A 22026-nucleotide genomic window follows, 5' to 3' on the forward strand; every position below is an offset into this window, starting at 1 on the left:
GGGAGGTCTGCTGCGTCGTAGCCAGGAGCGCACCGGTGCGTACAGATGTCAGGTGGGGGCGAAAGTGTTCGACAGGGCGGCGGAATCCCGGGGGCCGCGGGCGCGGTCCCGACCCGAGCGGGCGGCGGTACCGGTGCGCCCGGTGCTGGCGCGGCTGCTCGTCCTGCCGCTGCTGGCCGGCCTCGTACTCCTGCTCGGCGCCCCGGCCACCGCGGCCCAGGCCGCCCCCGCCTGCGCCGGCCGCCCGGCGAAGACCGTGGCGTTCGCGACGGGGGAGCTGCGCGTCTACAAGAGCCGCGCCCACGTGTGCGCCGTCACGGTGGCCAAGAAGCCGGGCCGGAAGCGGGCGATGAGCGTCACGCTCCAGCCGCGCGGCGGACGCGTGGTCAGGGACAGCGGTTCGTTCACCAAGATGGCCGGTCCGGTGACGGTGAACGCCCTCAACCGCTGTGTGCGGGCCACCGGAGCGGTCGCCGGGAAATCGGGCTCCACCGGCTGGATCCTGTGCTGACCGCCCGGTAGGCGAACGCGTGCGGAATACAGGACACGCGCAACTGGGTCTGGCGCTCACTGTGTTGCCCTCGCTAAGTTCACGGCGACTGTTGTGAATCAAGGGGAGGGTGCATGCGCAAGGCGCTCACAGGGGTTCTGTCGCTCGCGGTGCTCATCGGCACGGTGGGAGCGGCGGGAGCCTCGGCCGGTGCGGCCACCGCCGCGGAGCCGGACACGAAGCGGAGCCATGGCGCCGCCGCGATCGGCGGCGAGGCGAGCAACGAGGACATCAAGGACCGCATACTGGCGATCCCGGGAATGAGTCTGATCGAGGAGAAGCCGTACGCGGGCTACCGCTACTTCGTCCTCAACTACACCCAGCCGGTCGACCACCGGCGGCCGTCCAAGGGCACGTTCCAGCAGCGCATCACCGTGCTGCACAAGGACACCGCCCGCCCGACGGTCTTCTCCACCAGCGGCTACAACGTCTCGACCAACCCGAGCCGCAGCGAGCCGACACAGATCATCGACGGCAACCAGGTCTCCCTGGAGTATCGCTTCTTCACCCCGTCCCGCCCGGCACCCGCCGACTGGACCAAGCTCGACATCTGGCAGGCGGCCAGCGACCAGCACCGGGTGTTCACGGCGCTCAAGAAGATCTACCCGAAGAAGTGGCTGGCCACCGGCGGCTCCAAGGGCGGCATGACCGCCACCTACTTCGAGCGGTTCTACCCGAAGGACATGGACGGCATCGTCGCGTACGTCGCGCCCAACGACGTCGTCGACCACGAGGACTCCGCGTACGACCGGTTCTTCCGGAACGTCGGCACCAAGGAGTGCCGCGACACGCTGGCCGGGGTGCAGCGCGAGGCACTCGTCCGCCGGGCCCCGCTCCAGGAGAAGTTCAAGGAGTTCGCCGCCGCCAACGGCCTCACCTTCACCACCGTCGGCTCGCTGGATCGGGCCTACGAGGCCACCGTCATGGACTACGTGTGGGCGTTCTGGCAGTACAGCCTGCTCGCCGACTGCGCGGACCTCCCGGCCGACGCCGGGAAGGCCACGGACGACGACATCTGGAACTCCGTCGACGCCATCTCCGGCTTCGCCGCCTACTCCGACCAGAGCCTGGCGACGTACACCCCGTACTACTACCAGGCGGGCACCCAGCTCGGGTCGCCGGACATCGAGCAGCCCTGGCTCGGCAACCTGAGCCGCTACGGCTACCAGCCCCCGCGCAACTTCGTGCCCCGCTCCATCCCCATGAAGTTCGACCGGGGTGCGATGCGGGACGTGGACCGCTGGGTCCGGAACAACGCCCGGCAGATGATGTACGTCTACGGGGAGAACGACCCGTGGGGCGCGGAGCCCTTCCGCCTCGGCCGCGGCGCCAAGGACAGCCACGTCTACACCGTCCCCGGCGGCAACCACGGTGCGCGGGTCTCCGGCCTCGTCGAGGACCAGAAGGCGCGGGCCACCGCCGCGATCCAGCGCTGGGCGGGGGTCGCACCGGCGGCCGTCCAGGCGGACCCGGGCAAGGCGAAGCCGCTGGCGAAGTTCGACATGAAGCTGGACCAGCGCAACGGCGAGATCGAGCGCGACGAGACGGTCCTGCGCCCGTAACGGCCCGAGCGGCCTCTGGCAGCGCGAGCGGCCCGAGCAGCCCGAGGCCCGAGCGGCCTCTGGCAGCGCGAGCGGCCCGAGCCGCCCCTGGCAGCCCGAGCCGCCCGTATCAGCCGGTAGCAGCCTCGAACCGCCCGCAGCCGCCCGTAATTCCGGAGCGATCCGTGCCCGCCGACTCCTTCGCAGGAGTCGGCGGGCACGGCGCTGCCGGCAGAACGCGTCAGTACGACAGCCCGTGGCCCACCGGGTACAGCACCCGCGCCGGGTCGTCCGCCCGCTGGACCGGGACCGGGAGCGTGCCCTCCGGACGGGCGCGGCCCGCGATCACCCGGGCGGCGGCGCGGAGTTCGACGTCCGTCCAGGAGTAGGACGCCAGGATCGCGGCGACTCCCCGGCCCGTGAGGTGGGCGGCGTCGTACGGGTTGCGGACCGCGACGGCGACCACCGGGACGCCGGTCGCCACGAGGGCGTCGACGAGGGTCCGCTGCGGACTGGCCGCCGTGATGTTGTACGTGGCCACGACCACCGCGTCCCTGCCCTGTGCGGCGGCGACGGCTTCGGCGATCTTCGCCTGGTTCGGGGCCGTACCGGTGGACAACGCCGTTGCCGCGAAGCCCAGTTCGGTGAAGGCGCCCGCCAGGGTGCTGGTCGGCGGGCCCGTCGTGCCGGACGGGGACGCCGGGTCGGCGCCCACCACCAGCAGCCGGCGGTGGGTGCGGCGGGAGAGCGGGAGCAGGGCGCCGGGGTCGGCGAGCAGGGTCGTCGTGCGCTCGGCGATCCGGTCGGCGTCGAGGAGGTGCTTGCGGACGCCGACCACGCGGTCGATGTCCCGGGTGCTGACGAACGGGTCGCGGAACAGACCGAGTTTCGTCTTGAGCCGCAGAATGCGCAGGACCGACTCCTCGATCCGCGCCTCGCCGATCTCACCGCCCCGCACCGCCGCCAGCACGGCCTTCCAGGCGACGGAGAGGTTCGGCGGGTTCAGCAGCTGGTCCACCCCGGCCAGCAGCGCGAGGACCGGGACGCGGTCGTCGCCGTACTTCGTCCGCACCCCCTCCATGCCGAGCGAGTCCGTGACCACCACCCCGTCGTAGCCCAGCTCCTCGCGGAGGATGCCGGTGAGGATCGGCCGGGAGAGGGTGGCCGGGTCCTCGGTGGGGTCGAGCGCCGGGACCACGATGTGCGCGGTCATGATCGAGTCGATGCGGGCCCGGATCGCGGCCCGGAACGGCGGGGCGTCCAGCTCCTCCCACTGCGCCCGGGTGTGCGCGATGACGGGCAGCCCGGTGTGGCTGTCGGTGCTGGTGTCGCCGTGGCCGGGGAAGTGCTTGGCGGTGGCCGCGATCCCGGCGCCCTGAGCCCCCTTCACCTGCGCCGCGACCAGCTCGGCCACCGACTCGGGGTCGGAGCCGAAGGAGCGGACGCCGATGACGGGGTTGGCCGGGTTGACGTTGACGTCGGCGTCCGGTGCGTAGTTCTGGTTGATGCCGAGCGCGGCCAGTTCGGCGCCCGCGATCCAGGCCGCCCGCCGGGTGTCGGAGCGCGAACCGCCCGCACCGAGCGCCATCGCGCCCGGCAGCAGCGTGGCGGGCTCGCCGACCCGGCAGACGATGCCGTGTTCCTGGTCGGTGGAGATGAGCAGCGGTACGCGGGAGCGCCCGGCCAGGGCGGCGTGCTGGATGCCGTTGGAGAGGCCGGCGATCTGGTGCGGGTCGCGGGTGTTGTGCGCCCAGGCGAAGTAGATGATCCCGCCGACGTGGTACGTGGAGACCAGCTCGGCCGCCGTACGGACCCCGATCTCCTTGAGGTTCGCGTCGATGTCGGCCTGGTCGGGGTCGGTGGCGGAGTGCCCGTACACCCGCATCACGAAGAGCTGGCCGACCTTCTCCTCCAGGCTCATCCCGGCGATGATCCGCCGCAGCCGGCGGTCGGTGGCGGCGTTCGTGGGGTGTGCTGAGGCGGTGCCGGTGGCGGGGAGGACGCCGGTGGCCGCGGCGGCGGTGGCGGCGGCCGAGGCGGTGAGGAGGGTGCGTCGTGAGGTGCGGTGGGGCACGTGAGCTCCTTCCCTGGAGTGAAAGAAACTTCCAAGGAAGTACGCTTATAGGGAAAGTAACTTCCGGTCAAGGGTCCGGGCCGCCGCCGCGACGGCTGGAACGCGAACGGGCGGCCCCGGAACCCCTACCCCCGGCCCTCCCGCGGACCCCGCCGGCTACTGCTTCGGCGCCCCGAGCCGCAGCAGGTGGTCGCGGCCCGCGCTCAGCAGCTCCGGCAGCTCCGCCGCCCGCGGGTGCCAGCGCTTCTCGTACTCCCAGCACACCCACGTCTGCGGGTCCAGCGGCTCCAGGCAGGCCGCCAGCGGCAGCACCCCCGCCCCCAGCGGCAGCGGGGTGAGGTCGTCCGCCGACGCGACGTCCTTCACCTGTACGTAGCCGAGGTGCGGGGCGAGCACCGCGTGCCCGGCGGCGGGCTCCTCACCGGCCAGCCAGGTGTGCAGGACGTCCCAGACGGCCCCGATCCGGGGGTGGCCGACCGTGCCCACCACCCGGGCCACGTCGGCGCCCGCGCGGTGCGAGTCATGGGTCTCCAGCAGGATGCCGACGCCCATGTCGGCGGCGGCCGGCGCGGCGGCCCCCAGCCGGCGGGCGGCGCTCGCGTCGGCGTCCGCCGGGTCCTGGTCGCCGCCGCCCGGGAAGACGCGGACGTACCGGGCGCCCAGGTCCCGGGCGAGCTTCACCAGCTCGGCCAGTTCGGCGGAGACGGCCTCGTCGTCGCCCTCGGATGCCACCTCCACGTACCCGGCCACGGCCAGGATCTCCACCCCGGCCGCCTTGAACTCCTCGACCACATCGGCCCGCTCCAGCGGCGAGAGCCCCAGGTGTACGGGCTCCTCGGGGTGGGCGCGCAGCTCCACGCCCCGGTAACCGTGCTCGGCGGCGAGCCGGACGACCTCGGCCACCGGCATTCCCGGCACCCCGAGAGTGGAGAAAGCGAGCTTCACGTGCGTGTCCTTCCCATCGTCACCGCGCGGGAGCGTCTCCGGCGCCTTGTCCGGGCTCCTGCCCGCCGCACCGGCCGCTACGCGTACGGGAGGAGTCTGTCAGCCGGTGCCCCGCAACACCTGCTCCAGGCTGCCGAGCAGCCGCAGCGCGTCCTCCCGCGCCGCCGCCTCCAGCGCCCGCCCGGCGGAGGCGGCGGCCACCGGCTCCGGGGTGATCACCCGCAGGGCCGCCGCCGCCTGCCGGGCGAACATCGCCAGCAGGTCCAGCTCGGCCACCCCGGAGCGGGCCTGCGGTGAGGCGTCCAGCACCTCCAGGACGCCCAGCACGCGGGAGTCGCTGATCAGCGGCGCCGCCATCAGGGAGTTCGGGACGTACGCGGTCGACTCGGCCAGCGACCGGTCGAAGGACGGGTCGGCGGCCAGGTCGTCCACCACCATCGGCTCGCCCGAGGTCGCCACCCAGCCGGCGATGCCCCGCCCGGCGGGGAACCTGCGGCCCACCAGGAACTCCTGGCCCTCCCCGGAGACCGCCCGGAAGACCAGCTCGTCCGCCTCCTCGTCGAGCAGGAGGACCGAGCCGGCCGCCGCGCCGAAGATGGCGCGGGCCACATCGACGACCGACTGGAGCAGCTCGTTGCGGGGTGCGTCGAGAGAGGCCGGGGCGGACAGGGGGGCGGATTCAGTTCTCGGAGTCATCGCGGTTGTCTCCTGCCGCTGTTGAGGGACGCGGGTGTGAAGGGCTCGGGTCGTGCCGCACATTGGCCGCCGACAGATAGAGGGCGTTCTTCAGCTGGAAGGCCGTCATCCGGGGATGCTCGGACAGGATGCGCGCGCAGAGCCCGGCGACGTACGGCGTGGCGAAACTGTTCCCGGTGGTGCGGATCGTCCGGCCGCCCAGCCACGGCACGGACACGTTCTGGCCCGGCCCGAAGAACTCCACGGGCGGGTCCGGGTTGTAGAGGTGCAGGGCCGGGTCGTCCTCCTGGTGGCTGCCGACGGAGATCACCGAGGCGAACCGCCAGGGGAAGCTCTCCACCGGGGTGTTGTGGGCCGAGGCGACGATCACCGTACGGGCGAAGTAGGCGCTGTCGGCGAGGGAGTGCAGCTCCTGCGCGAACCGGGTGCGGGTGGTCGACAGGCTCAGGTTCACCACGTCGAAGCGCTGCTCGACCGCCCAGCGCAGACCGGCCATCAGGATGTCCCCGGTGCCGGAGAACCGCTCGCCCAGCACCCGGACGCTGTGGATCTCGCACTCCGGCGCGGTCCGGCGGATGATGCCCGCGCACGCGGTGCCGTGCCCGCAGGTGTCGCCGGTGGTCGTCGGCTCAACCGTGATCTCGCCGCTCTCCTCGTCCTTGACGACCACCCAGGAACCGGCCGGCTCCCCGACCAGCGGATGGTCGCGCTCCACCCCCGAGTCCACCACGCAGACGCGTACGCCGCGCCCGGTGGCGGGCCCGGCGGGATGTCCGCCCGGCGGCCCGGGGTCGCCGAGGACGGGTACGTCCTCGGGGCCGCGCCCGCGCAGGCTCCAGGTGAGGCCCAGCCCTGGGGCGGGTCCCGGGCCGGCTGTCGCTGCTGTCTCTCCCGCGGTGCCCATCGGTCAGCTCCCTTCCCTCGTCGTGACCATGGCGGTGGGTACCGGTGTGGTCCTGGTCTGTGTCGTGAGGAAGGCGGCCACCCGGCGGGCGCCCGGCAAGTGCCCCTTGCCCGCGAAGTGCTCCCCGGCGTTCCGGGCCGCAGCCTCGGCCGCCGCCGGGCGGTCCAGCGCGGCGAGCGTGCGGGCCCGGTCGAGCTCGGCGGACGCCTGCACCAGCGGCGAATCGGTGAGCAGGGAGGCGCGTACGGCCCGCTCGGCGTGGTCCAGCGCCTCGTCCGGGCGGTCCCGGGCCGTCAGCCGCCCCCGCAGCCCTTCCAGGTCGATGGCGTCCGCGCGGCTCAGGCCCGAGGCGTCGTCGATCGCGGCCAGCCAGTTCAGGGCCCGCTTGGCGCGGCCCGCGTCCAGCTCCAGCCGGGCCGCGTCCAGCGCGAGCGCCGTCCGCATCCCGGCCGCCCCGATGCGCCGGGCCGCCGCGTCCGCCCGGCCCAGCAGGTCCAGGGCCTCCGCGTCCCGGCCCAGCAGCGCCTCGACGGTCGCCCGGAACACCGGCAGGAACACCTCCGCCTCCGCGAACCCCAGCTTCCCCGCCAGCCGTTCCGCCTCGGCCAGGCACCCGTACGCCTCGCCGGGCCGGTCCTGGAGCGCGTACAGCACGGCCAGCGGGCAGTTGAGGGTGGTGCGGACCGTCGGCCGGCCGGTCCCGTGCGCCGCCAGCAGGGCGCGGCAGCGCTCCACCGCCCGGTCCACCGGCACCGGGCCGCGCCAGAGCGAGATCCCGATCGCGCCCAGGGCCCCGGCCCGCTCCGGCTCCACCCCGGCCGCCACCGCGTGCTCCAGGGCCCGCGCGTGGTCGCGCTCGGCCTCCTCGTGCCGGCCCGAGCGCTGGAGCTGCTGGGCGAGGCGCAGATGGGCCCGGGCCCGGCCGACCGCGTCCCCGGCCGCCTCGAAGACCGGCAGCACCGAGCGGGCCGTGGCGGCGGGTCCGGGGTCCGCCGCCGGGTCCAGCACCGCCAGCGCCAGCCGGGCGTGCGCGGCCTCCACCGGGGCCGAGTCCATGTCCCGGACCCTGCGCAGGAGTTCGGCGCCCTCCTCGACCCGGCCGAGGGCCACCCGTACCTCACCGAGCCCCAGCACCGCCCGCGCCGTGTCCGGCCGCAGCTCCACCGCCCGCTCCAGCAGCCCGTGCGCCCAGTGCAGGTCGGACCGGGCGGCGGCCTGCGCCCCGGCCCGGCCCAGCGCGGCGGCAGCGCGGTCCCGCAGCAGCCGGGCCCGGTCGTCCAGCAGCCCCAGCTCGGCGCGGTAGCGGTAGGCGCGCTCCAGGTGGCCCCCGACCGCGCCGTCCCCGGTCCGCTCCACGCTCGGCAGCCCGGCCGCCCACGCGTGGCGCTCCGCCTTGGCCCGCTTGGACAGCGAGGCGTAGGCGACCTCGTGCACCAGCCCGCTGCTGAACCGGTACGCCGAGGACTCCCCGGCCCCCGAAGGCGCGGGCTCCACCAGGCGCCGCCGGGTCAGCGCGGCGAGCGCCGCGTCGACCCGGTGGCGCTCCTGGGACCCGTACGCCTCGGCGGAAGCCCCCGACCCGGGCTGCTCCGCCGTCCGTACCGCCAGCTCCAGCCGCACCAGCTCCGCCGCCGCGAACTCCCGGCCGATCACCGCCGCAAGATCCACCACCGCGCGCTCGGCCCGGGCCAGCGCGCCGATCCGGGCGCCCAGCAGGGCCTGGAGCGTGGGCGGCAGCTCACCCTCCGCCGCCGGGCCGACAACGGCCGCGCGCTCGCCGACCAGGAGCTGTTCCAGATAGAGCGGGTTGCCCTCGGCGCGGGTGAGGAGCCGGTCGTCGGCCGGGGCGGGGCGTCCGTCGAGCCGCGCCAGGCCGGCGGCGAGCCGGGCCGCCTCCTCGCGGGGGAGACCGGTGAGCTGGAGGTGCCCCTGTTTCCGGTACGCCGCGCCTGGTGCGGCCGGCCCCTCCGGGCGGCCCGCGCAGATCACCAGCGCCCGGCCAGGACCGGACCCGCTCGTGAGCCGGTCCACCGTCCGGACCAGCAGGGGCGCCGCCGCGTGCCAGTCGTCGAGCACCAGGACCACCGGCCGGGCCCCGGCCGACCGCTTCAGGACCACCGTCAGCGCGGCGCACATGTCCTCGAAGGACGCGTTCGGCGTGCCGTCGCGCAGGAGGCCTCCGGAGAGCAGGGCCATCGCGTCGTCGGCCGCCTCATCCACCGGGGCGTCGGCGTCGGGGAGCAGGGGGCGGACGGCGTCGGCGAGGGGGGCCAGGGTGCCGTGGTCCCCGTAGGTGCGGCAGCGGCCCGCCCCGTACGCGAGGGCGCCCGCCCCGCTGCGGCGCGTCAGCCACTCCCGTACCAGCCGGGTCTTGCCGATGCCCGCCTCGCCGGTCACCCGCAGCAGACCGGGGCGTTCACCTCGCACGGTCTGCTCCAACGCCTCTTCCAAGGCGTCCAGTTCGAAGATGCGGCCGACGAAGGGGGCGTCGAAGCGGCGCAGCAGCTCGGGGTCGTCCGCCCCCAGCCCGAGCAGCCGGTACGCCGCCACGCTCTCGCGCTTGCCCTTCAGCCGGAGCGGGCCGGTGGCCTCGGCCTTCACCGTGGGGCCGGCGGCGAGGAGGGTCTCGGGGCCGATGAGGATCTCGCCGGGGCCGGCGTTCTGTTCGAGGCGGGCAGCGATGTTGACGACCTCCCCGGAGACCAGGGCCTGCCGTGCCGTGGCATCCGAACCGGCCACCACCTGACCGGTGTTGACCCCGACCCGGGTGGTCAGCCGGATGCCGAGCGAGGCGTGCAGCTCCTCGTTGAGGGCGTCCAGCGCCCGGCGCATCCCGAGCGCGGCCGCTAGGGCCCGCCGGGCGTCGTCCTCACGGACCACCGGCACGCCGAACACCGCCATGACCGCGTCCCCGATGAACTTCTCCGGGGTGCCGCCCCGCGCCGTGATCTGGGCGCTCATCGCCTCGAAGTACCGCAGGGTCACCGTGCGCAGGGTCTCCGGGTCCAGCACCCCCGACAGCGCGGTCGAGCCCACGAGGTCGCAGAACAGCACGGTCACCGGCTTGCGTTCGTCCTCGGCGGGGGGCGGCACGGGGGCGGGGGCCGCCGCTGCCGGACCGGCGCAGGGCGTCCCGCAGGACGAGCAGAACCGGGCCGTGGCGGGAAGCTCCTGTCGGCACGAGGGGCAGATCATGGCGGGTCCTCAACTCTTCCGGTCCAACTCTTCCGATCCGGGCGGCAGGCGCCCGCGCCGGACCCCCGTCCTGGCGCGGGCACCCGCACGCCCTGCGAACGCCACGCCTGGCGCGGCACGCCTAGAACAGCGCGCCACCGGCGATCTCGCCGTGGGCCTGGACCTCGGGACCCACCGCGTCCAGTCGGCTCTTGACGTCGAGCAGCAGGGTGAGCTCCTGCGGTGTCAGCTCGCTCAGCACCGAACGCTGCTCCTCGGTGAGCAGGTCCACGGCGAACCCCGCCTCGTACAACACCGCCTCCGTCGGCGGCCGTTCGGGATCGGTCGGTGGTGGTCCGGTCATCGGGTGACTCCCGTCGGTGGGGTGGGTCCGGCTCCCCGCAGCGGCGGCGCCGGTGCGGAGCGCCCGAGCCGGACGAACAGCCGGGTGAGCGCGTCGAGGGTGTGCAGCGCGCTGACCGCGAGGGCCGCTTCCTGGTCCCGGGTCAGCGGCAACCTCTCCAGCAGCGCGTACAGCTCGTCCAGGTGGTCCGTGTCGAGCGCCGCGTGCTCCCGTACGGTCCGCAGGGCGGCGGCGGGCAGCCCGGTCAGGCCGGCGATGCGGTCGGTGAGCCCGGGGGCGGGCGCGTACCCCTCCAGCACCGCGATGTAGCCGAGCAGGACCACCGGGTGGTGGTGCTCGATCCAGTAGTACTGGGGGCCGACGAGGGCGGCCACGTCCGGCGGCGGCAGCGGACCGAGCGCGTCGTGCGGCGCCGCGCCCGCCGCGAGCAGGTCCTCCAGCAGCCAGCCGTCGTGCCCGGCCTCCTCCTGGATGTGCTGCGCCAGATACGCGGCCAACGGCTCCGACAACGGATCGCCGCGCCGTCGGGACGTACGCCGCAGGGCGAGCTCCATCAGCGGAACGGAGGCCCGGATCACGGCATGCATGGCGCACAGGTACGCCCGGTAGCGCGGCGACAGCCCCTCCGGGCGCCACATGTGGGCGGTCGCACCCCGGAACTCCGGTTCCAGGAGCAGCAGTTTGGTCCGCAGGCGCGCCGGGACGCCGGTGACGGCGGTGCTCATCCCGCGCTCCGGGTGCCCACCAGCGGGGCGTACGCCGAGCAGCCGTGCCGCCGGACGACCCCCTCAGGCCCGCCCCGCGCACCGCGCTCGGCGGCGGCCAGGTCGAGCAGCGCACCCGCCGGTCCGGCCGCCACCGCACGCGCCCCGGCCGCCACCCTCTCGTCGCCACCCAGCGCCCGGCACCCGTCGCAGTAGGAGCCCGGCCGGGGCGCGGCACCGGAGCGGGCGGCCAGATAGGCCGGCCCGACCGTACGGATCATCCGCAGCACCGGTGATTCCAGGGCCCGTCGGCGTACGGTCCCCCAGTCGTCGGAGCCGATGTGCCCGAGGTCCAGATGGGCCGGGGCGGGCCGCCGGTCGACGGTGTCCTGGTTGCAGCAGGCCAGCACCGTGCCGTCGAACGCGACCACCGGCCAGGCGGCCATCGAGCAGGGCGCCGCCGCCGACGGGTCGGGGCCGGTACGCGCCGGCCGGGCCCAGGAGGCGGCCCGGCCGAACGGCCGCACCTCGTTGACCAGGGACGGCACCCGGCCGCCGAACTCCCGGTCGATGGCCCGGGTGATGTCGGCCAGGTACGGGTCGTCCGCCCCGGTCCCGGTGAGGTGGAAGCTGACCGGGACGCCCGAATCCCGGATGCGGTGCAGGGCCCGGAACACGTCGGCGCGCGCCACCTCCCGCTCGTGGTGGACGTCCAGGCTCGCGGAGAAGTGGTCGACCTGGGCGATCGCGCGCAGGATCGCGGGCGGGATCTCCTTCGAGCGGGCGAAGAACATGCCGCTCAGCACCGCCGTACGCGATCCGGCGCGGCGCGCCAGGAAGCTCAGCTCGCCGGCGAGCGTGGGCAGGAGCAGCGGCTCGCCGCCCGTCAGCAGCACGACGTCCGGCCGGTTCTCCTCGGTGAACGAGCCCACGAACCGCAGCAGGTGACCGGCGTCCGGTTCCTCCCGCACGGTCAGGTCCGACCCGGTGGAGCAGTGCCAGCACCGCAGGGGGCAGCGGCGGGTGAGGCCGAGCAGCAGACCGGCGGCCGGGAAGGGCCGCAGTCCGACGAGTTCGGCGAGTTCCATTCGGGCCGCCTCCTTCGGGGGCTGGGGCGCGCCCGGACTCCGAGGGGCGGTGCGCGCCCGCCCAGGCTGTGCCGTACCGGTTCGCCGGCGGTCTGCCGGCGCTTCAGCGGCGGTATGGGCGCAGGTCAGGGCGGGGTCCGGAGAGCGCCGGGCGGTCCGGGGCCACGGTTCCGGAGCCGTCGAGCTGGCCCTATACCGCCGCCATACCCGTGCCGAAGCGTCCGCCAGGCCGGCCCTCCTAACTTTCTCGGCAACGGCAGGCACCGGCCAGCCGCACCGGAGACCGCGGTACACAGCCGACGGATTCCGGGTCCAGCAGTGACGAGTGGACGGAGACCACCATGTCCGAGAACACGAAGCCCGCGGCCGACGACAACAACGAGACCGAGACCCCCGAGGTCGAGGCGCACTCCGTGCTGGACCTCCAGGAGACCTCCGTCGACAAGGTCGAGGTGCCGGGCAGCTGCGTCAGCGTGCTCAGCGTCGTCCTGGAGAACTGACCGGGCGCACCGGGGCGGCGCCACGGAGGCTGAGGCAGACCTCCCCGCCGTGGCGCCCGGCCGGCCGGTGATGTGGGGCGGTTCCGTCACGACGGAACCGCCCCGCCGTCGATTCCGGCCCCGGACGAGCAACGCCCCCCCGCTGAACGGACCTCGCCCCCGGCCACCCGGGCTCCCGGCCACCCGCGCCCCCGGCCGCTACCGACCCGCCCATCACCTCACCGACCCACCCATGACCGCCCCCGACCGCCACCGACCCCGCCCATCACCGGGAGACCACGATGACCAAGCCGCTACGCGATAACCGGGACTTCCGGCTGCTCTGGCTGAGCGGCCTCTTCGCGGTCCTCGGAGGGCAGATGAGCGCCCTCGCCCTTCCCCTGCTGGTCCTGGGGGAGACCGGCTCCGCCGTGCAGGCCGGGGCCGTCGGAATGGTGTCCGTGGGTGCCGTCCTGATCACCATGCTGCCCGGCGGGGTGATGGCGGACCGGATCGAACGCCGCCGGCTGATGCGGCTGTGCGACATCGGCAGCCTGAGTGTCGTCACCGCCCTGACCATCGCCGTCTTCTCCGGGCACGCCCCCATGGCCCTCGTCCTGCTCGTCGCCGCGGCGGGCGCGGTGATCAGCAGCGTCTACGCGCCGGCCGTCTTCGGCCTGATGCGCGCCGTCGTGCCCGCCGACCAGATGGGCACCGCCACCGCACGGCTCCAGGCGCGCACCCAGACGGCCCGGCTGGTCGGGCCGCTCGTCGGGGGCGCACTGTTCGGCCTCCACCCGGCCCTGCCGTTCGCGGTGGAGGCGCTGGGCCTGCTCGCGTCGACCGTCTGCGTCGCCCTCGTACGCACCCGCTCCCGGGCCCGGACGACGGCGGGCTCCGCGTTCAGCAAGCGCGAACTCACGGCGGGCCTGGCGTTCCTGTGGAAGATGCCCTATCTGCGGACGGTCCTCCTCATCTTCGGCCTGGGCATGAACTTCGCGTTCGGGGCCCTCACCTTCATCGCCCTGACCGCGTTCTCCGACGGGGGCCGGTCCGGTATCGGCGGCGGCTTCGTCATCAGCTGCGTGTCCGCGGGCGCCCTGGCCGGGGCACTGTTCGCACCGCGGATCAGCCCCGACCGGCACTCCCGGACCCTGATCGTCGCCACCTGCTGGACCTGTGTGGCCGCCGCCGGGGTGATGGCCTGGCTCAGCCGGCCGGTGGTGGCCGGGCTGATGTGCGCGCTGTGCATGTTCCTGTCGACGGTCGCCAGCATCGGGTTCCTCTCGAAGCTGCTGGTCGTGACCCCGGAGGAGAAGGTGGGCCGGGTGCAGAGCGCGGCCGGCTTCCTGTCCTCCATGGTCCAGCCGTTCGGGCCGCTGGCCGGGGGTGCCCTGCTGATGTCCTTCGGCGCCCGGTGGGCCTTCACCCTGACCGGCTGCGTGCTCGCCGCGTCGGCCCTCGTGGTGACCTTCGCCCCCTCCGCGCGCGCCGAGCCGGCCCCGCCCCGGCGGCCCGCCCCGCCCCAGGAAGCGGAACCAGCGGACCGAGCGGGACCAGCGGACCGTGCGGAACCAGCGGACCGAGCGGCACCCGCCGCCGGGCGCGAGGAGCACGTCGCCCCCGGAGCCTGACCCCCGCACCGGGAGTCCCGAGTCCCGAGTCCCGAGCAGCCCCACCCCCCGAAAAGAGGCCGAGCGTGCCAGGCGTCCAGGAAACCCAGCTCTACTGCCTCGCCGACCGTACGTACTACGACACCCCGGCCCGGCTGCCCGACGAGGACTCCCGCTACCGGCTCGACACCGACCCGCCCCCGGCGGGCTGGCGGCGCGAGGCCGTGGGGCTGTGGACCTCACTCGTCCCCGAGCACGCCCGGCTCGCCGAACAGGGCTGGAAGATCCATGTCTCCACCGTCCCCGACGAGGCCGAGGCCACCCTGCGGGACACCGCGCGCGTCTGTCTGTCCCACGGCGTGCCGTTCAAGTTCCTGCGCAGCGCCCGGGCGTTGTCACTGATGGCGGACAAGCACATGAACCGCAGCGGCGCGGGCAAGTTCATCGCGGTCTACCCGCCCGACGACACCGCCTTCCAGTCGATGGCCGAGGAACTCTCCCAGGCCCTGGCGGGGCGCAGCGGCCCCTACGTGCTCAGCGATCTGCGGATCGGTGACGCCCCGGTCTACACGCGCTACGGCGGCTACGTGCCCCGCTGGTGCGGCGACGCCGAGGGCCGCCGGGTCCTCGCCCTGCGGGACTTCTCCGGCGCTCTGGTCCCGGACGAGCGCGGCGTCGTCTTCCGTACGCCCCCCTGGGTCGAGGTGCCGCCGTTCCTGCGCCCGCACCTCGCGGCCCGCGCCGCCGCCCGCGACGACACCTTCCCCTACACGGTCACCGAGGCCCTCCAGTTCTCCAACGCGGGCGGGATCTACCTGGCCACGGACCGGGAGACGGGCCGGCGCGTGGTGCTGCGGGAGGCGCGTCCGCACTGCGGCCTCGACGGCGCGGGCGACGACGCCGTCACCCGCCTGCACCGCGAGCACCGGGCGCTGACCACACTGGCCGGACTGGACTGCGTACCCGAGGTGTACGGCGTACGGACCGTCTGGGAGCACCACTTCCTGATCGAGGAGCACATCGAGGGGAACACCCTCCTGGAGGAGATCGTCGCCCGCTTCGCCCTCGTCCGCGGGGCGGTGACGGCGGACGAACTCGCCCCGTACGTCGCCTGGACCGACGCGATGGTGGGGGAGCTCTCCCGGGCGCTGGAGGCGATCCACGCGCGCGGGCTGCGCTTCGGCGATCTGCACCCCTCCAACATCATCGTCCGGCCGGACGGGCGGATCGCCCTCGTCGACTTCGAGTACGCCACCGGGCTCGACGACCAGGACACCCCGCTGGCCGGTGCCCAGGGCCTCCAGGCACCTCCCGGCACGCCCGGTGCGGAGGCCGACGCGTACGCGCTCTGGGCGACCTGGCTCACCATGCTGATGCCGCTCACGGAGATGGCCGGGCTGGAGCGGGCGAAGGCGCTGACCCTGGAGCGCTGGGCCCGCCGGCGGTACGGTCTGCCGGCCGACGCGGGCCCGCGCAGGCCCGCACTCCTTTACGGCCTGGACGCCTCACGGCGGCGCGAGGCCGAGGTGGCCGCCCTGTTCGACGGGCCGGAGGTGGACTGGGCGGGCATCCGTACCGGCCTGCTGGCCGGCCTGCACGCCGGAGCCACCCCCGAGCGGACGGACCGCCTCTTCCCGGGCGGGCCGGGCCTCTTCGCCACCGGTGGGACCGACCTCGCCCACGGCGCGGCCGGGGTCCTGTACGCCCTGCACCGCACGGGCGCCCCGGTCCCGGAGGAGTGGACCGACTGGCTCGCGGCCACGGCGTTCCGCAGGGACCCCGCCGAAGCCGGCGGCCTCTACGACGGGCTGCCGGGCACGGCCCTGGTGCTCACGCTCCTGGGCCGCGCCGACCAGGGCCGGGAGCTGTGGGACCGGGCGCGGTCCGCCGCGCCGTCTGTTCCCTCGGCGGACCTGTTCACCGGGCGCGCGGGCCTCGCCCTCGCCGCTCTTCGGATGGCCCGGGCTGGTTCCGCGACCCCGGACGAGCGGCTGACCGACACCGCCCTGCGCACCGCCCGGGAGCTGGACCGGCTGGTGCGCGGCGAGCACGTGGACGGGGTGCGCCTCCCGGAGTCGGCGGGACTGCTGCGCGGACTGTGCGGAGCCGCCCTGCTCCACCTGGAACTGCACGCGCTGACCGGCGAGGGGTGGCTGCGCGAGGCCGCCCGCACCGCCCTGGAGCGTGAGGCCGGACACCTCGTCACCATGGACGACGGCACGGTCCAGGTGAGGGACGGGGTGCGTCATCTGCTCTACCTGAACCAGGGCAGCGCGGGCGTGGCGCTGCTCGCCCAGACGTACACGGCGCGGCACGAGGACCCCGCCCTGCGCGCCCTGATCCCCGGCGTACGCAAGGGCTGCGCCATGGAGTTCGTCCGGGAGCCAGGGCTGTTCACGGGGCGGGCGGGACTCGTCGCCACGGCGGGACAGCTGTCACCCGACGGCCGTACGGGGCCCGAGGTGCTGGCCTCCGTACGGAACCTGACCTGGCACCTGGTCGCCGACGAGGACCGGCTGCTCGTCCCGGGCGCCACGCTGCGGCGCTGCTCCGCCGACCTGGCCACGGGGGCGGCCGGACTGCTGCTGTCCCTGGACTTCCTGTCGGGCGGAACGGACGGGACCGGTGGGACGGACGAGACCGCCAGGACCGCCGGCCCCGGCATGCTCGGCCCCGGCCTGCTGGACCTGCTCACCCTGGGGTGAGGGCCGGCTCACGCCCCCTCCAGCCCCGCCCGCTCCCGGGCGTACAGGCAGAGCAGCCGCGGCACTTCGTACAGCGCGGCGTGCGCGGTGACCTCCCCGGCCGGCGAGGTCACCGCCCCCGCGTCGATCAGCGACTCGACGGTACGGATCGCGGCCCGCTCCTCGCACCCCAGCGCCTCCATCGCCCCGTCCAGGGTGAAGCCGCCCGCCTGAGCGGGACCGGCCAGCCGCCCCAGCGCCCGCCGGTCGTCCGGGGCCAGGTCCTGCCAGCCGCACGCCATGCGCAGCCGTACGGAGACGTCCCCGGCGACCAGCTCGTCCAGGGCCGCCGACGGGTCGCCGAGCCGGTCCGCGTACTCCGCCAGCGGCAGATGGCGCAGCACCGCCAGCCGCATCCCGCTCACCCCCACCCCCAACGGCAGCGCCCCGCAGGCCCGCACGATCCGCAGGGCCGCCCCCGGGTCCGTCCGCAGCCGCCCGGGCCCGATCAGCCGGCCCAGCAGCTCCAGCGCCTCGCCGTCCGCCAGGGCGGCCAGGGCGATCCGGTGCACGGGGGCGAGCCCCGCCAGCTGCCCGCGCGCCGTGAGCACCACCGAGGACGGCCCGGACCGGGGCAGCAGCCCGCGTACGGAAGCCTCGTCCGGTACGTCGTCGAGGACGATCAGCGCCCGGTGCAGCGACAGCCACTCCTGCCAGGCGTCCTCCGCCTCCTGCGACACCGCCGCGGCCGGCCCGCCCTCCGCCCCGGCCGGCCCCGCCGGAACCACCGGGACCCGCACCCCGCACAACCGCCCCAGCTCGCCCAGGACTTCGGCCGGGGTGCGGGCCGTGCCGTTCTCGCGCCGGACCTGGACGTGGAACCGGCCGTCGTGGAAACCGTCGCCGAGCAGATGGGCCGCCCGCAGGGCGAGGGCCGACTTGCCGGAGCCGGCGGGGCCCGAGACGACCACCACGCGTTCGTCCGGGGAGCCCAGCACCGCGAGCAGGTCGCGCAGTTCCTCGCGGCGGCCGGTGAAGTCCCTGGGGGCGGCGGGCAGCGCCGTACCGCGCGCGGTGTCCCGGGAGGTCCCGGCGGACCGGGGCGCACGGCCCCGGCCGAGCATCGCCTTGTACAGGGACGCCATCGCCGGACTCGGCTCCAGCCCCAGCTCCCGCGCCAGGAGCTGCCGGTAGTCGTCGTACACCGCCAGCGCCTCCGCCTGCCGCCCGGACTGGTGCAGCGAGTTCATCCAGGCCGCCCTCAGCCGCTCCCGCAGCGGATGGCGCTCCACCAGATCCCGCAGGCCGTCCACCGCGACGGCGGCCCGGCCGAGCTCGATCTCGGTCTCGGCCCAGTCCTCGTACACGGTCAGACAGCGGGCCTCCAGCCGCTCGGCCTCCTCGGCCACCCCGGTGGAGTCCCGCAGGTCGTTCAGCGGCGGCCCCTCCCACAGGTCCAGCGCCTCGCGCAGCAGCCGGGCCGCCGTCCGCAGGTCACCGCGTTCACCGGCGGCCCGCCCGGCGCGGGCCAGGGACCGGAAGCGCAGGGTGTCCAGCTCGCCCTCGTCGATGCTGAGCCGGTAGCCGCCGCAGCCGTGCACGACCCGGTCGCCGCCCCCGGTGCTGCCCAGCAGGGCGCGGGCGGCGCTCACATAGACCTGGAGGTTCTTGCGCGCGGTGCGGGGAGGGTCGTCCGGCCACACCGCGTCGGTCAGCACATCGACCGGGACCGGGGTGTTGGGGCGGGAGAGCAGCGTGGCGAGGACGAGGCGTTGTTTGCGCGGCCCGAGCGGGAGCGGACGGCCGTCCCGTACGGCGGTGAGCGGACCGAGCAGCGAGAAGTACACCGCACCGGCGGGGGCCGGACGGGCGGGAGGTCGGGTCATCAGCGGGCCTCCGGAAGCGGGGACGGGCGGCAGACTGCCGTACGCACACCTCGATCCTGGCGCCCTACGGGCACCGGCACATCGGGGGACTGCCCGCATGTTCCGCCCGCACACCCGACCGAAACCGCCCCGCGCCCCCATGTTGTGGGGGCAGACCCCCGGCCCGCGGGCCGCCCCCGCCTACGCCCCCGCAGGCCGCCCCCGCCTGCCACCCGCGGCGCTCAGGCCACCTGTCGCCCTTGTCCCCGCCCCCGCAGGCCGCCCAAACCCCCGCCCCCGCAGGCCGCCCACGTCTGCCGCTCGCGGCGCTCAGGCCACCTGTCGCCCCCGTCCCCGCCCCCGCAGGCCGCCCAAACCCCCGCCCTCGCAGGCCGCCCACGCCTGCCACCCGTGGCGCTCAGGCCGGTTCGACCGCGCACTCCGCCGCGAACTCGCACAACGCCGAGCGGTCCGCCCGGCCCGTCTTGCTGAGCAGGCTGGCCATGTGCTTCTCCACCGTGCGCGGCGAGATGGAGAGCCGCCGGGCGATCTGCTGGTTGCCCGGCCGCTCCGGGAGCAGCACGAACACCTCGTACTCGCGCGGGGTCACCCCACTGGTCCGCAGCGTCAGCGGGATGCGGTCCCAGCCGCCCCGGTGCTGGGTGACGCTCGCCCCCGCCTGCCGCAACGCCGCCCGGCACGCGGAGGCGACCGGCTGCACCCCGACCCCGTAGAAGAACTCCTCCGCCCGGCGCAGCCAGGCCACCGGCTCCCCCCACCCGTCGGCGCCCGCCGCGTCCGCGACCAGGCGCAGGCCGAGGTGGCGGGCGACCGGGAAGGGCGCGGCCCGGGCGTCGAAGGAGGCCACCAGACGGGCGGCCCCCGCCGGGTCGCCGGCCCGGCCCAGCAACACCGCGTCCGCCAACTCCAGGAACTGCCCGTTCCACGCCAGACCGGCCCCGGGCGAGGCGCGTACGGCGTCGAACTCGTCCCGGTCCGCCGCACCCGACAGCACCCGCAGGAAGGGGCGCAGCCCGTAACTCCCGCTCAGGTAGAAGTAGCTGGGGTGGTCCCGCTCCCAGGCCAGCACCGCGTCCAGCCCCAGGAGCGCCCGCTCCCGGTCCTCCTCCAGCAGGGCGCCGATCGCCTTGCACAGCCCCAACTGGTGCGGCACGAGCAGGGACTGCTCACCGCCCGCCCGCCGGAACGCGGCCAGCGCCCGCTCCATGTCCCGCCGCCGACCCCGGTGCGCGGCCATCGTGGCGGCGGAGAGCAGCAGATAGCGGTGGGCGGAGAGGTTGCCGACCCGGGCGCTGGCCTCCAGCGAGCGGTCGATGATCTCCTGCGCCTCGTCCCAGCGGGCGCAGAGCACCGCGTTCATCGCGAGCAGCCCGTCCACCGTCTGCGTCAGCAACAGCGCGCCAAGCTCGGTGGCCGCGGCCCGCGCCGAGCGCAGCCGGGAGGCGTCCCCCGTCCGCATGAAGGCGTTGGCCCCCAGCCGCACCAGCGCCTCCACCCGCCAGACGGGCAGGGCATGTTCGGTGGAGAGCGCGAGCATCCGCTCCAGGCAGGCGTCCGCCGCGTCGAACCCCCGTTCCCGCAGCAGCAGCGCCAGCAACTGCCAAGCCTGGCAGGCGACCACGGGCAGCCCTTCGGCCTCGGCGATCTCCGCGGCCTCCCGGGCGGCCCGCTCGGTCTCCGAGGGGCACCGGTGCTCCTGTCCGGGCAGCAGCGCGAGGTGGGCGTCGGCGACGGCGAGCGCGGCCCGGCGGCCGGGGGCCGGTTCGTGGCCGAGCAGGGTGCGGGCGGCGTCGATCTGGCGGGCCGCGTCGGCCGCCCGCTCGGCCATGACGGCCACCCACGCGATCTTGATGTGGACCTCGCCGCGCCGGTCGGCGGCCTCGGTGCGGGCCGGGACGGGAGGCAGTGACTCCGCCAGCTCCAGTGCGGCGTCCAGATCGCCGCCCTCGGCCCGGGCGACCGCCAGGGACTCGGCGATGGCGGCCCGGTCGGCGTCGGCGGCCAGGGGGCAGGCCCGCTCCAGCAGCACCACGGCCGAGCCGTGGGCCCCTGAGGCGAGCATCCGTCTTCCGGCCTCCGCGAACCGCAGCGCGGCACCCGCCCGGTTGCCCGCGGCCAGGTGGAGGGAGGCGGCGAGCTGCTGGCCGTCCTCGTCGAGCGGGTGGCCGGAGTGCTCGATCGCCCCGGCGGCGCGGCGGGCGAGCGAGGCGCGCTCGGCGGGGGCCAGGGAGGAGATCAGGGCCTCGGCGGTGAGCGAGTGCCGGAAGGCGTAGCGGTCGGGGGCGGCGCCGTCGGGGGCGATCACGCCCGCCTCGACGGCGGACCGCAGATGGGTGAAGAGGGCCCGGTCCTCGAAACCGGTGACGGTCTGGAGCACCGAGACCGAGAACTGGCCGCCCAGGGTGGCCGCCGCGAGTAAGAGGTCCCGGACCGGCTCGTCCAGCCGGTCGAGTCTGCGGGTCCAGCTCCGCACGATGCCCGAGGGGACCGGCCCGCCGGGATCGTCGGCCGCCTCCCAGCCGCCCTCCGCCCGGCGCAACTGGCCGGTGTCGAGCAGATCCGCGAGCAGCACCTCCACCAGGTACGGGTTGCCGCCCGCGCGTTCGGCCAGCCGCTGGTGCACCACCGGGGGTATCTCCTCCGGCGGCGCCTCCAGGCAGGCGCCGGTCAGCGCCTGCGTCTGGTCGTCGCCGAGCGGCTTCAGCTCACCGACGACAGCGGCCTGGCGGCGCTCGGCGGACCGTACGAGGTCGAGCGCGGCCCCCGGCTCCGGGCGCAGGGTGCCCAGCAGCAGGATCGGCAGGTCGGCGAGGTTGTCGATGACGTACTCGACGACCGCGACGGTCTCCGTGTCGCTGTCGTGGAGGTCCTCCAGCAGGATCGCGCAGCCGGACTCCCGGCCCAGCACGGACAGCAGCCGCAGCAGCGCCTCCGCCAGCTCGACGACGGTCTCCGGATAGCCGGGGGAGGCCTCCTGGCGCCACTCGGGGACCAGCCGGGCCAGCGCGGGATGGTACGGGGCCAGCTCGGGGTCGGTCGGTGTGCCGGCGGCCCGGAAACGGGAGGAGAGCGCTTCCACCAGCGGCCGGAACGGCACGACGAGGCCGGTCGAGGTGGCCCGGCCCCGCAGCACCGGCATGCCCAGTCCATAGGCGCGGTAAGCGCATTCACCCGTCAGCCGGGACTTACCGATCCCCGCCTCACCGACGAAGAACAAGGCGCGCCCCGAACGCCGTCGTACGGCGTCCAGGGCGCTGCTCAGCAGGCCGATCTCCTCGTCCCGCCCGACGATGACCGGCGAAGTGGCACGCATGGCCGCAGGCT

15 protein-coding genes are annotated in these 22026 nt (G+C 75.1%); 5 read left to right on the forward strand and 10 right to left on the reverse strand.

Annotated features, from left to right (window positions below; translation table 11 throughout):
* Positions 1 to 142: 142 nt before the first annotated feature.
* Both ACIQAK_RS06845 and ACIQAK_RS06850 read left to right on the forward strand, forming a co-directional pair.
* Positions 143 to 511 (forward strand): hypothetical protein, encoded by a 369-nt coding sequence (locus ACIQAK_RS06845; RefSeq protein WP_366387801.1) that lies wholly within the window; start codon positions 143 to 145, stop codon positions 509 to 511.
* Between the two features lie 113 nt (positions 512 to 624).
* Positions 625 to 2112, forward strand: a complete 1488-nt coding sequence (locus tag ACIQAK_RS06850) for a S28 family serine protease (protein ID WP_366387233.1) — start codon at positions 625 to 627, stop codon at positions 2110 to 2112.
* 220 nt (positions 2113 to 2332) lie between these two features.
* On the opposite strand, the gene ACIQAK_RS06855 is transcribed toward ACIQAK_RS06850, so the two are convergent.
* The 8 genes from ACIQAK_RS06855 to ACIQAK_RS06890 form a co-directional block, all read right to left on the reverse strand.
* On the reverse strand, positions 2333 to 4165 hold the full coding sequence (locus ACIQAK_RS06855; protein ID WP_366387234.1) for a glycoside hydrolase family 3 protein: 1833 nt from the start codon (positions 4163 to 4165) through the stop codon (positions 2333 to 2335).
* Between the two features lie 156 nt (positions 4166 to 4321).
* Complete coding sequence (locus ACIQAK_RS06860; RefSeq protein WP_366387235.1) at positions 4322 to 5110, reverse strand: sugar phosphate isomerase/epimerase family protein; 789 nt, start codon at positions 5108 to 5110, stop codon at positions 4322 to 4324.
* A 99-nt stretch (positions 5111 to 5209) separates the two neighbouring features.
* Positions 5210 to 5806, reverse strand: a complete 597-nt coding sequence (locus ACIQAK_RS06865; RefSeq protein WP_366387236.1) for a GAF domain-containing protein — start codon at positions 5804 to 5806, stop codon at positions 5210 to 5212.
* On the reverse strand, positions 5790 to 6710 hold the full coding sequence (locus ACIQAK_RS06870) for a S8 family serine peptidase (protein ID WP_366387237.1): 921 nt from the start codon (positions 6708 to 6710) through the stop codon (positions 5790 to 5792). Before ACIQAK_RS06870 ends, ACIQAK_RS06865 begins: the two co-directional genes overlap by 17 nt.
* A gap of 3 nt (positions 6711 to 6713) precedes the next feature.
* On the reverse strand, positions 6714 to 9905 hold the full coding sequence (locus ACIQAK_RS06875) for an adenylate/guanylate cyclase domain-containing protein (RefSeq protein WP_366387238.1): 3192 nt from the start codon (positions 9903 to 9905) through the stop codon (positions 6714 to 6716).
* A 121-nt stretch (positions 9906 to 10026) separates the two neighbouring features.
* The gene (locus ACIQAK_RS06880; protein WP_366387239.1) at positions 10027 to 10248 is read right to left on the reverse strand and encodes an aroma-sacti cluster domain-containing protein; all 222 of its coding nucleotides are present in this window, start codon (positions 10246 to 10248) and stop codon (positions 10027 to 10029) included.
* Entirely contained in the window at positions 10245 to 10973 is a 729-nt protein-coding gene (locus ACIQAK_RS06885; protein WP_366387240.1) for an iron-containing redox enzyme family protein, read from the reverse strand. The genes ACIQAK_RS06880 and ACIQAK_RS06885 overlap by 4 nt, the downstream gene beginning before the upstream one ends.
* A complete protein-coding gene (locus ACIQAK_RS06890; protein WP_366387241.1) occupies positions 10970 to 12040 on the reverse strand; it encodes a radical SAM protein in 1071 nt (356 codons plus the stop codon). Before ACIQAK_RS06890 ends, ACIQAK_RS06885 begins: the two co-directional genes overlap by 4 nt.
* A gap of 341 nt (positions 12041 to 12381) precedes the next feature.
* Between ACIQAK_RS06890 and ACIQAK_RS06895 the strand changes: the two genes are divergently transcribed.
* From ACIQAK_RS06895 to lanKC, 3 genes are all read left to right on the forward strand, one after another.
* Positions 12382 to 12540 (forward strand): hypothetical protein, encoded by a 159-nt coding sequence (locus ACIQAK_RS06895; protein WP_366387242.1) that lies wholly within the window; start codon positions 12382 to 12384, stop codon positions 12538 to 12540.
* 281 nt (positions 12541 to 12821) lie between these two features.
* A complete protein-coding gene (locus tag ACIQAK_RS06900) occupies positions 12822 to 14153 on the forward strand; it encodes an MFS transporter (protein WP_366387243.1) in 1332 nt (443 codons plus the stop codon).
* 65 nt (positions 14154 to 14218) lie between these two features.
* Entirely contained in the window at positions 14219 to 16837 is a 2619-nt protein-coding gene (gene lanKC, locus ACIQAK_RS06905) for a class III lanthionine synthetase LanKC (protein ID WP_366387244.1), read from the forward strand.
* An 8-nt stretch (positions 16838 to 16845) separates the two neighbouring features.
* Here the strand turns inward: lanKC and ACIQAK_RS06910 are convergent, their stop codons facing one another.
* Both ACIQAK_RS06910 and ACIQAK_RS06915 read right to left on the reverse strand, forming a co-directional pair.
* Positions 16846 to 18702 (reverse strand): BTAD domain-containing putative transcriptional regulator, encoded by a 1857-nt coding sequence (locus tag ACIQAK_RS06910; protein WP_366387245.1) that lies wholly within the window; start codon positions 18700 to 18702, stop codon positions 16846 to 16848.
* Between the two features lie 397 nt (positions 18703 to 19099).
* Positions 19100 to 22015: an AAA family ATPase gene (locus ACIQAK_RS06915; protein ID WP_366387246.1), complete on the reverse strand. Its 2916-nt coding sequence runs from the start codon at positions 22013 to 22015 to the stop codon at positions 19100 to 19102.
* Positions 22016 to 22026 lie beyond the last annotated feature (11 nt).

Source organism: Streptomyces sp. NPDC088706 (assembly GCF_044752765.1).
In the GTDB taxonomy this organism is placed as follows: Bacteria; Actinomycetota; Actinomycetes; order Streptomycetales; family Streptomycetaceae; genus Streptomyces.

Coding starts and splice junctions, on each gene's coding strand:
- ACIQAK_RS06850 (WP_366387233.1), top strand. CDS start 625: ATGCGCAAGGCGCTCACAGGGGTTCTGTCGCTCGCGGTGCTCATCGGC.
- ACIQAK_RS06865 (WP_366387236.1), bottom strand. CDS start 5,806: ATGACTCCGAGAACTGAATCCGCCCCCCTGTCCGCCCCGGCCTCTCTC.
- ACIQAK_RS06870 (WP_366387237.1), bottom strand. CDS start 6,710: ATGGGCACCGCGGGAGAGACAGCAGCGACAGCCGGCCCGGGACCCGCC.
- ACIQAK_RS06875 (WP_366387238.1), bottom strand. CDS start 9,905: ATGATCTGCCCCTCGTGCCGACAGGAGCTTCCCGCCACGGCCCGGTTC.
- ACIQAK_RS06880 (WP_366387239.1), bottom strand. CDS start 10,248: ATGACCGGACCACCACCGACCGATCCCGAACGGCCGCCGACGGAGGCG.
- ACIQAK_RS06885 (WP_366387240.1), bottom strand. CDS start 10,973: ATGAGCACCGCCGTCACCGGCGTCCCGGCGCGCCTGCGGACCAAACTG.
- ACIQAK_RS06890 (WP_366387241.1), bottom strand. CDS start 12,040: ATGGAACTCGCCGAACTCGTCGGACTGCGGCCCTTCCCGGCCGCCGGT.
- ACIQAK_RS06895 (WP_366387242.1), top strand. CDS start 12,382: ATGTCCGAGAACACGAAGCCCGCGGCCGACGACAACAACGAGACCGAG.
- ACIQAK_RS06900 (WP_366387243.1), top strand. CDS start 12,822: ATGACCAAGCCGCTACGCGATAACCGGGACTTCCGGCTGCTCTGGCTG.
- ACIQAK_RS06910 (WP_366387245.1), bottom strand. CDS start 18,702: ATGACCCGACCTCCCGCCCGTCCGGCCCCCGCCGGTGCGGTGTACTTC.
- ACIQAK_RS06915 (WP_366387246.1), bottom strand. CDS start 22,015: ATGCGTGCCACTTCGCCGGTCATCGTCGGGCGGGACGAGGAGATCGGC.